At 48.8% G+C, this 8,734-nt stretch carries 6 protein-coding genes and 3 pseudogenes; 3 read left to right on the top strand and 6 right to left on the bottom strand.

Annotation, left to right across the window (positions count from 1 at the left end; all coding sequences use genetic code 11):
- Together G9463_RS22610 and G9463_RS22605 are read right to left on the bottom strand one after the other, a co-directional pair.
- Positions 1 to 372, bottom strand: a pseudogene (locus tag G9463_RS22610) (ISH3 family transposase); the annotation flags it as partial.
- Positions 373 to 382: 10 nt separating this feature from the next.
- Positions 383 to 1,195 (bottom strand): annotated as a pseudogene (locus G9463_RS22605) (IS110 family transposase); the annotation flags it as partial.
- A 499-nt stretch (positions 1,196 to 1,694) separates the two neighbouring features.
- Between G9463_RS22605 and G9463_RS22600 the strand changes: the two are divergent.
- Together G9463_RS22600 and G9463_RS22595 are read left to right on the top strand one after the other, a co-directional pair.
- Entirely contained in the window at positions 1,695 to 3,149 is a 1,455-nt protein-coding gene (locus tag G9463_RS22600) for a glycosyltransferase family 39 protein (RefSeq protein ID WP_165897894.1), read from the top strand.
- A 119-nt stretch (positions 3,150 to 3,268) separates the two neighbouring features.
- Complete coding sequence (locus G9463_RS22595; protein WP_165897893.1) at positions 3,269 to 4,036, top strand: glycosyltransferase; 768 nt, start codon at positions 3,269 to 3,271, stop codon at positions 4,034 to 4,036.
- Between the two features lie 354 nt (positions 4,037 to 4,390).
- Here the strand turns inward: G9463_RS22595 and G9463_RS22590 are convergent.
- Positions 4,391 to 4,729: pseudogene (locus tag G9463_RS22590) on the bottom strand (IS5/IS1182 family transposase); the annotation flags it as partial.
- Positions 4,730 to 4,822: 93 nt separating this feature from the next.
- Positions 4,823 to 5,805 (bottom strand): IS630 family transposase gene (locus G9463_RS22585; RefSeq protein WP_165897892.1). Its coding sequence is split into 2 segments (ribosomal slippage): positions 4,823 to 5,340 and positions 5,340 to 5,805, totalling 984 coding nucleotides; the frame shifts between segments, so codons are not numbered across the junction.
- Between the two features lie 19 nt (positions 5,806 to 5,824).
- Between G9463_RS22585 and G9463_RS22580 the strand changes: the two genes are divergently transcribed.
- Positions 5,825 to 6,133 (top strand): transposase, encoded by a 309-nt coding sequence (locus G9463_RS22580; RefSeq protein WP_205254255.1) that lies wholly within the window; start codon positions 5,825 to 5,827, stop codon positions 6,131 to 6,133.
- Between the two features lie 87 nt (positions 6,134 to 6,220).
- Here the strand turns inward: G9463_RS22580 and G9463_RS22575 are convergent, their stop codons facing one another.
- Positions 6,221 to 7,222: an alkaline phosphatase family protein gene (locus G9463_RS22575; protein WP_165897891.1), complete on the bottom strand. Its 1,002-nt coding sequence runs from the start codon at positions 7,220 to 7,222 to the stop codon at positions 6,221 to 6,223.
- Positions 7,223 to 7,349: 127 nt separating this feature from the next.
- Positions 7,350 to 8,459 carry a glycosyltransferase family 1 protein gene (locus G9463_RS22570; RefSeq protein WP_165897890.1) on the bottom strand — a complete coding sequence of 370 codons (1,110 nt, stop codon included), beginning with the start codon at positions 8,457 to 8,459 and terminating at the stop codon, positions 7,350 to 7,352.
- Positions 8,460 to 8,734 lie beyond the last annotated feature (275 nt).

Genomic DNA, 8,734 nt, shown 5'->3' with positions numbered 1-8,734 from the left:
CTCGTCTTTGTCACCGTAGTAGGGTCGCAGGTGGAGGTCTGCGCAGACCTCCACCTGCTTGGGTAGGATCTCTAGAACGTCCTTTTGGAGGAGTGAGTTCCCGACTTGTTCAACCGACGCTAGGTCGAACTTCTCACGGAGATGGTACAGAACCGTGTTTTTGTGGGGAGAATCTTCACTGGTCTCGCAGAGTTCAGATATCGAGGTCCCGTCGGCGCATGCGCCGACGAGGACCTCTAAGATGTCCACAGCATCGATTTCAGCATTGTTGCCGAGTCCAAGCACAACTTCCTCGTCAAGCGAGTTGACGAGAAAGTTAAGGAGCTGGTCCTCGTGGATTTCATCGTCTGCTTGCTTCTGGTGTTTGGACACATCCTCAGCAAGCAGACGTCTCAACTAACCAGCTTTGTGAAGTACTGATGCTACCTTCGATCCGCGAGTCGCCCGACTCGCGGATCACCGGGTTCAATCCAGCGTAACTCACGACTTCTTTGTCCCGATCAAACCGCGCTATCTCGCCGACTTCAGAGTAGATCATCAGCGCTGAGTAGTAGCTCACGCCTCGAATCGTCATCAGCAGCTGGGTCTCCTCCAGAGACCCAGCGCGCTCTTCGATCGTCGCTTCGAGTCGCTCAATCTCTTCGGTAAGCGTCTCGATCATCGCAAGATACGACGCTAACAACTCGTCCCACGGGGTCGGGAGCGAGAGGTCCCGAAGGGACTCTCGCCCCGACACACTCAGCGGCTTGATGTCTCGCGTGATCCCGTGATCAGACAACAACCCGTGGATCTTGTTGGCGTAGTCGGTGCGGTTCTCGACCAATCTCTGTCGCCCGCGCACTCGTGCGCGGGCTTCCCTGATCTCGTCAGTTGGAACGTAGCTCTCGGGCACTGAATCTAACCGACCCATCCGCGCCAACTCTTTGGCGTCGACGCGGTCAGTCTTCTTGTCCGCGTTTGCGATTAGCGTGAGTTTGCCAGGGTGAGCAACAGTCACATCCAAATATTCCGACAGCGTATCGTGAATGTGGTAGTAATTGGTGGTCGCTTCGATGACGGCCTCGGCACCAGCGTACCGCTGGGCAAGGTCGTCGAGGTTCGCGTTCGCGACGCGAACCTCTTCGACGACTTCACCGGCTTCATCCATTACTGCCACCTGTGCGTCTCGCTTGTGAACGTCAATTCCAAGGTACATTGATTCTCACTCCGGGACGCCAGCGCGTGGAACAGAGATTCACCTATGCGGGCTTTCCCGGATGCCGCGGGCGGCATCCGGGCTGTCACGCCCAAGCCTCGGCTTCCTACGCACTTGGACCAGTCAGTTAAACGTGCTCGCTGGCACGAAACACGAATCGGTCTCTTGCGTCCCATATCTTGTTCCATGTTCTCATGGGATAGCAGAATTTCCATCGAGTCAGCTAAGACTGATAGCAATATTTTGGGTCGATATTACTCTCCACGGTACTAGGTGGGCGAAACTGACGACTGAGACGCTCTTGCTGATGAGAAATGACGATTCACGGCTGTGGAAAATTGTGTTTTCACGTCGTAGCGAGAGTGTTAACACATAATTCGTCTTCGAAACACGGCTATTCAGTATTACCGTGAGTATTATATACAGACGAATGACAGTAGAGCTGATAGAGAAAATCCAGAACCGTTTTGGCTATGTTCCTTATTGGTGGAACTGACTCATGATAAAACTAGATTTGTCTAAAAGTAGGTTAATTCACTTTCTCCTTGTGTCCGTGGGTTTACTATTATATATCCCCGCTTTAGGTAAACCACCCCTCAGTGTTTGGGATGAGTCAATCTATGCGAATGTAGCCCGACATATGGTCGTAAATGATTATTGGCTCATACCGCATATGTATTGGGCGCCAGATGCCCTAACTCCGTTTTTCCAAAAACCTCCACTTGTTATGTGGCTGCAAGCAACTTCAATGAGTGTTTTTGGTATCAACACATTTGCTGCTAGGCTTCCAATAGCATTACTAACAGTTGTTTTGGCAGTCGTCGTCTATCGGATCGGCAGAGATTTATACGATTGGAGAGCAGGGGTAATAAGCGGGCTGTTTCTATTGGTGTTTCCTAGCGTTTACTCATTTGGCCACTCCGGGCGTTCCGGGGCGTTGGACGTTCCCTTAGTCTTGTTTGGAACCCTATTCGTTTGGTGGGCATATCGTGGACGAGAAGACCCAAGCTTATTGTTACCTGCTGGGGCGGCCGCCGCGTTAGCCGTACTTAGTAAGGGAATAGCTGCCGGTGTTTTTCTAATAATACTTGCACCAATTGTAGCGATTTATTGCCAATATTATATTAATCTAGAAGCTTTGAAAGGGGCAATATTGGGTACTGTTCTGATCTTGCTTTGGCCAATTTATGCTTATTTACAGCACGGCGACGCTATTATCCAAGGGTTAATTCTTAGACAGGTAGAACGAAGCCAGGGCGGACTTACTACATATGGTGATCCCATTTTTGGCTTCATGAACTATCCTTACTTTGATTTCATTTTATCAAATGAATATTATCTGCTGCCGATCACTATTGTAGCATTATTTATTGGTTGGCTAATTTATCGTAAAGGGTTTTCATCCACGAGCAGTGAGATTTTCCTATTTTGGTGGGTAATTTCAGTGCCAATCACATTTGCAGTTGTAGGGGGAAATCACGGGTGGTACATCCTCCCGATGGTGCCACCACTCACGATACTAATAGGTCGGGTTGGGACTGAAATCGTGACCATTTGGAATGGCATATTCAATGAGAGCGACAATTATTTGAGGCTTTCAACTATGAAATTATTACTACTTGGAGTGATTGTTACGCTTGTCATTGCGTCGGTTTATCCATCTGGAGTGGGTGCGGGTGGCGCCGCACAACAACAACAACAAGAACTGGCAACCGCATTCGAGCATACAGATTCTGAGGAAGTTATTTATATCCAGGTCGGGGCTTTGGAACCCAGATATTACACATTTGCGTTTTATGTGAATAGACCGCTCGATTCATTTACTATGGAGAAGGCGAACCAAAACAGCCCCACTTATGCGGTGGTGAAAGCGTCAACTTTGACTGACATGAATCGGAATTACGTAATACTAAAACAAATTAATGATGCCACTGCAGTCAGAATTAACAATTGATATATGAGTCGTTCTAGAGTGTTCTTGGAAGAAGGAAAGAAAAATCACTCAGAACTCATACATAGCTATGTAAATTTCCAATTTGATATTCGATACCAAATGACGAAAGGGGGCCTCAAATGACGTCAAGCGTCGGTTTGGTAATTCCAGCCTATCGGCCTGATGTCAGTTTGCTTCGAAACTATTTGAACTCTCTTGAGGCGGTCGTTAACCCGACCACCATCTTGGTTGAGATTGATGCCGCCGAAGAGAAAACTTTTGAATCTATTCGTGGCTCACCTGCTGAGATTCACATCGCTGAAGAAAGACGGGGAAAAGGCCGGGCGATTACTGAGGGATTTGAGAAATTAGAAACTGATATTTTAGCCTTTGCCGATGCCGATGGGAGTACGCCAGCTCAATCGGTGAATGATGTCATTGATCCGGTTCAATCGGGTACTACAGACCTTGCAGTGGGTTCTCGGCGTCATCCCAAGGCAGATGTACGGTCGCATCAGTCTGTTATCCGACGCCGCCTAGGCGACGGATTCGTGTGGCTTGCTAATCGGCTTTTCGACGCATCGCTATACGACTACCAGTGTGGTGCTAAAGCAATGAATTACGAAACTTGGTCGGCTATCCGAAACCACCTATATGAATCTGAATTTGCATGGGACATCGAGATAGTGGCTATGGCTGAGGTCCTCAATAATCGAATTGAGGAGGTTCCCGTAATATGGGAAGATCATCCTAAGTCAACCGTTAGTCCGATACAATCCGTACCTAAGATGTTTTTAGCCCTTGTGGCTATACGCCATCGAAGTTATCAGATTCAGGGTAATTCTTTTCACAACACAATAGCAAATCACCTGTCTGAAAAATCGGCTCTTGTAAGTGAAGGTGAATAAAAGGTATTCGGAAATTGGATTTTTCAAAAAATAATGTTCTCTACATTGAGAGGATGCGGTATTTTCAAATTTGGTCTTTCGAATTCATACGGACATTTAGCATTCGTTTAATGTCTGGGCCCTTCATAAGCGGATCAATCGCTTCGAGTTTTTCCACCGTGTACATATTTGGCCGTGTTTAATCACGAAGGGAGTGGAATCTCCTGCTCTGCGGCCTTCTTGATATTGTATACTGCACACATCAGGGCAGTTCACGAAACTCACGGTACCAGGCACGCACTCGCAGGGCGACGCCCAGCGAGCGCTTGATTGAGGAGAAGACTGCTCTATTGAAAATGCAGGACAGGAGCACGATTAGAGCGTCTTAGCGAGTTTCTTGATGTTGTTGAGAGCTAAGAGAAGGACGATCTCACGGAACTGTCGATACCAGAACCGCGAACGCAGGGCAGCGGCCTGCGTTCGCTTGACTCTGGAGTACGTTGTTTCAGGCATCCAGCGTTGCGTGTAGCCCCTTGCTCGGATGAGTGAGTTATTTGCGGTTGCCATCATCGAAGATCCGCGGTAGTGAACAAGATACTCGACATCAAGCGCAGCCACCTGATATTCGTTGTTCCAGTCTTGGAAACCGTTGTCGGTGGCGACGGACCGCAGGTCGTCCGCCGGACCGCGGATGACCTGCGGTCCAGCCTCAGTCGATCACATCGGGTTAGAGGAAGCGTCTGCTTGGGGAAGATGTGCAACAATCACAAGCAGACAACGAGTCAGAGGAAGAGCATCTGCTTATACTCAAAGATATAGGTACGTGAAAATATTCGGCGGCTCGATGTCATCAAGCGCAGTGAGTGCAGCCTCACGAAGTTCATCTAATGTGTCGAAGAGACGATTGCCAAGAACCTGATCGAGGCGTCGCCAACACTCTTCCACGGGGTTCAGCTCTGGTGAACCCCGTGGAAGGTAACACAGTTCGATCGGTGTGTCTTCGACGAATTCCTGTACTTTGTTCGCCGTGAAATATGACGCGTTGTCCAAGACGACGCAGATTTTCTCGCCGAATTCGGTCTGGAGTGCGTTGAGTAGACGGGTCGTCGTGTCGCTGTTGAAGTTCTCGGCACAGGGCAGAAAGAACGCCTCGCCGGAATCGCTGACTGCACCGAGCAACTTGATGCTGTCCCACGCGCTCGTCACCGGCAGTGACGGGCGCTCCCCTTCTGGAAACCACGCATAGATCAGCGTCGAGAGTACCTGTCGCGTCTGATCGATGGTTAGGATCGTGTATTTGTCGTCCAGGTTGTCGCGCTTTTTTTGAAGCCTTCTTGCCAGGTTTCTTGTGCCCGTTCGTTGGATTTGTAGTATTCCGGCCGGGCTGTCTTCCAGGACAGCCCGGCCTCGGACATCAGTCGTCGGACGTGACGTTCACAGTACTCAACGTCGAATTCCTCGGAGAGATAGTGACGCGCCAACGGAACAGACCACGCGGGCGCGTCATATCCGACTTCTTCGGGCGACTCGTGAAGAGCTTCAACGAACTGCTCGTGCTCTTTTTCGGAGAGTTCGGCTGGTCTGCCATCTCGTGGTTTGTCGTAGATAACCTCCTCGAACGGCTCGTCGGCGAGCCGTTCGAGTCGGGTGAACCATTTCGAGGCCCAACTACTGGAAAATCCGTAGAGTGCGGCAGCATCGGTTTGCGTCAGATCGTCGATCTCTTTGTAAGTGATCGCAACCATGAGCCGCTTTGTCGCGTCGGCGTCATCGACCTCCACCAACTGCATCCGGTTGGTGATAGATAATTTGAACACGCACCAACGGTACGCCTTCTACGAACATCTCCCGCCAACAGAAGCCCGTCGGTTGCTCAGTAAGCTCGAATTTCACTTCACGCCAGAACACGGCAGTTGGCTGAACATGGCGGAAATCGAATTCAGCGCCCTGTGGACGGAGTGTCTCGACCGCCGCATTCCTGACGCAGCGACACTCCGTACGGAGGTCGCTGCGTGGGAACGCACCCGAAACGAGGACGAATCCGAGATTGATTGGCAGTTCACGGCCGATGACGCTCGCATCAAACTCCGCCAGCTATATCCAGCAAATCACGATTGAAGCCGCATTAGCGCGATTCTCATGGAGTCAGGCTCATCGGACGCAAGCGGTATATCTGACGTTTCAATTTACACTATACACGACTTTTCAGTCAAAGTAACCAAGTTCTTTCAAATGCTCCCTCGTATCGCCGGAGATCTGGACGGTATTGTCTTCCACATTATCGTCTGATGACGAATGCTCCTGTAATTCTGATTCGAGTACTCCACGGAAATCCTCTATCTTCCGAGGCGTCTCTTCCCAAAGCTGCTTGTTGGCCGCATAAAAGGCTCGCTTTGAGTGGATACCTTCGGTCTCCATGCCATGGTCAGAGACAAGTACTAGGGTGTCGTTCTCCGAGAGTGATTGTCGCACCCGTCCAACGTAGTCGTCATATATTCCATACCATCTTTCCAGTTTCGATGGTGTGTCAGCCCAAATATGTTGTACGAGATCAATACTGAAGAAGTGACAGATAACGAAATCGTGCTGCCGTGATTCAACGGCATCAAGCAGTCGAATTAGGCGGTCAGCATCGGCACTTAGAGCTTTTCGTTCGAACGCTGATGATTCAATTGAGGGAATGTAACCCGAGAAATCCGAAGATGACTTGGGAGACCCTGGTGTAATTAGGTCCTTCAGTTCTCGATTGACAGCATCTTCATTGATTCCTGGAAGAGAGATAACACATGGGGAATCGGCATCGTCTAACAGAGAGTCTATCTCTTGAAGTCGATTCTCACCAAGGTCCTCTTTTTGTGCTCCCAGCCTCTCCGCTATTTTTTTCATTTTTTGTTTTGTCTCCGTGGACAGCGACGAGGAGATCTGGGATTCAAATCGCTGAATCAGTGGGTTTTCCAAGATAGCGGTGTTCCATTGCTTAGTGCTTTGACCTACGTTTTCAAAATAGGAAGGAAAAAGATCTTTTGGGTTGCCACCGGCGAGCATTGAAGGCCACAGTACTTGCGTAATCAATTCGTTCCTATCTAATCCGACTGGCGTATGTAAGCGCCCACCCTCGCCGCTCTCGCGGACAGCGTCAATATGTGGGGTCGAATATTGGCTAATAGTTTCTGAATCAAAACTATCTAAGCCAACAACAACTAACATACACAGAGACAGTGGTTCGAGCGATGAATAGCTTTTCTACTTGCCAGTGAGTGCTTTATCAACAGGTTTCAAGAGGAGTGGATTAGAGTAATAAGCACCATCACTTGCGGTCAAAGAGAGGTGGACACTATGAGAGTTCTTTGAATACAGACACGATTGTATCAACAGTTTTCTCCCACGTATACATCTCGGCGCGCATCCGTGATTTATCCGATAGTTCTGATCTCAGATCTGCGTTCTCTATAACGAGCTGGATTTTGTTTGCTATCTCATCAGTATCTTCGGGATCGTCAATGAGAAGTGCTGCATCGCCTACAACCTCGGGTACTGCGAACTTGTTGCTGGTAATAACTGGAAGGCCAGCAGCCATTGCCTCTAGATTTGTCAACCCAAAGGCCTCATGCCTTGTTGGGTTCGCGTACAACCCTGCACCATGATAGATGTGTGCTAAAACATCATCATCAACGTAGCCGGTAAACACAACATTGTCTCCTAATATTTCTTTACCGTAATGGTGGGTTTCCGTGCCACGCCAGTCTCCAGCAATGACCAATTTTGGAACATTGATGCCGGATTGATGTAGAGAAGCAACTGCATTAAGAAGATTAGTTATATTCTTTCTTTCCGAATTAGATGCAACATCAAGTATGTAACCGGGGGTCAGCTCAAATCTCTCCAAAACCTCATCTTGAGCGGATTTTTCACCAATCCGAGTGGAAATAGCTGGCGCATATTCTGTCCGGAAAAACTTCTCTTTTGGAACACCCAACTCCCGAATTTTATTATTAATTAGACTGTCAGAGGCTGCAAAGTAGGCATCTACTTGCTGACTAAGCTTGGTCGACCGATAGAAAGCCGCGATAGCGTACTGTCTATACCTTTCAGAAACAGACATCAGTGATGGCATTGCATAGGGTAAGTCGCCGTGCAGGTGGATGACTTTCTTAGCATCCAAAAAGAAGAACCCCGGTCGGAGCTTTGGAAAGTGTGGATAATAGACAATATCAAGATCAAGTTTAGCAAGGGCTCTCTCAAATCGGACTGGCGCTCTTGGAAGAATAACCTCGGTATCAGGCGTATAGATAGAGAGATCGGAAGGCTCGTTATGAATAAAATTGAGATCGAAGTCATTCAGTTGACGACTGTTCAGCTCATCACAGATATTGAAAAGAACCCGATTAGGGCCTGAGAGTCCATGATCTAGTGTCGAAGTTACCATTCCAACCCGTGTAGACATTTCGGTTGATCCTATGCAAAGCCCCGATATAAATTCCCGTAGTTTCAATGGACCCCAAAAGTACCCGTCTGTCAGGTGGAATTGTAATACTACCATTTGTGTATACTATGCTCTATTGAAAATGGAAGACGGCGGCAAGATTACTCCGTCGCTCTTGCGAAGGAGATTGTTGATAGCGAGAGCAGCGGCTGAAAGTCGAAGAGGGCAAGGGCACCGCGCTAGCGGTGCCCGATATGTTCCCAATAAGCCGGTTCGTGTCGGAATCGGCTGCAGCG

It is taken from the genome of Haloarcula sp. JP-Z28, assembly GCF_011440255.1.
In the GTDB taxonomy this organism is placed as follows: Archaea; Halobacteriota; Halobacteria; order Halobacteriales; family Haloarculaceae; genus Haloarcula; species Haloarcula marismortui.
Note: the sequence above shows the minus strand (reverse complement) of the source record. Positions and strands in the feature narration are given on the sequence as shown.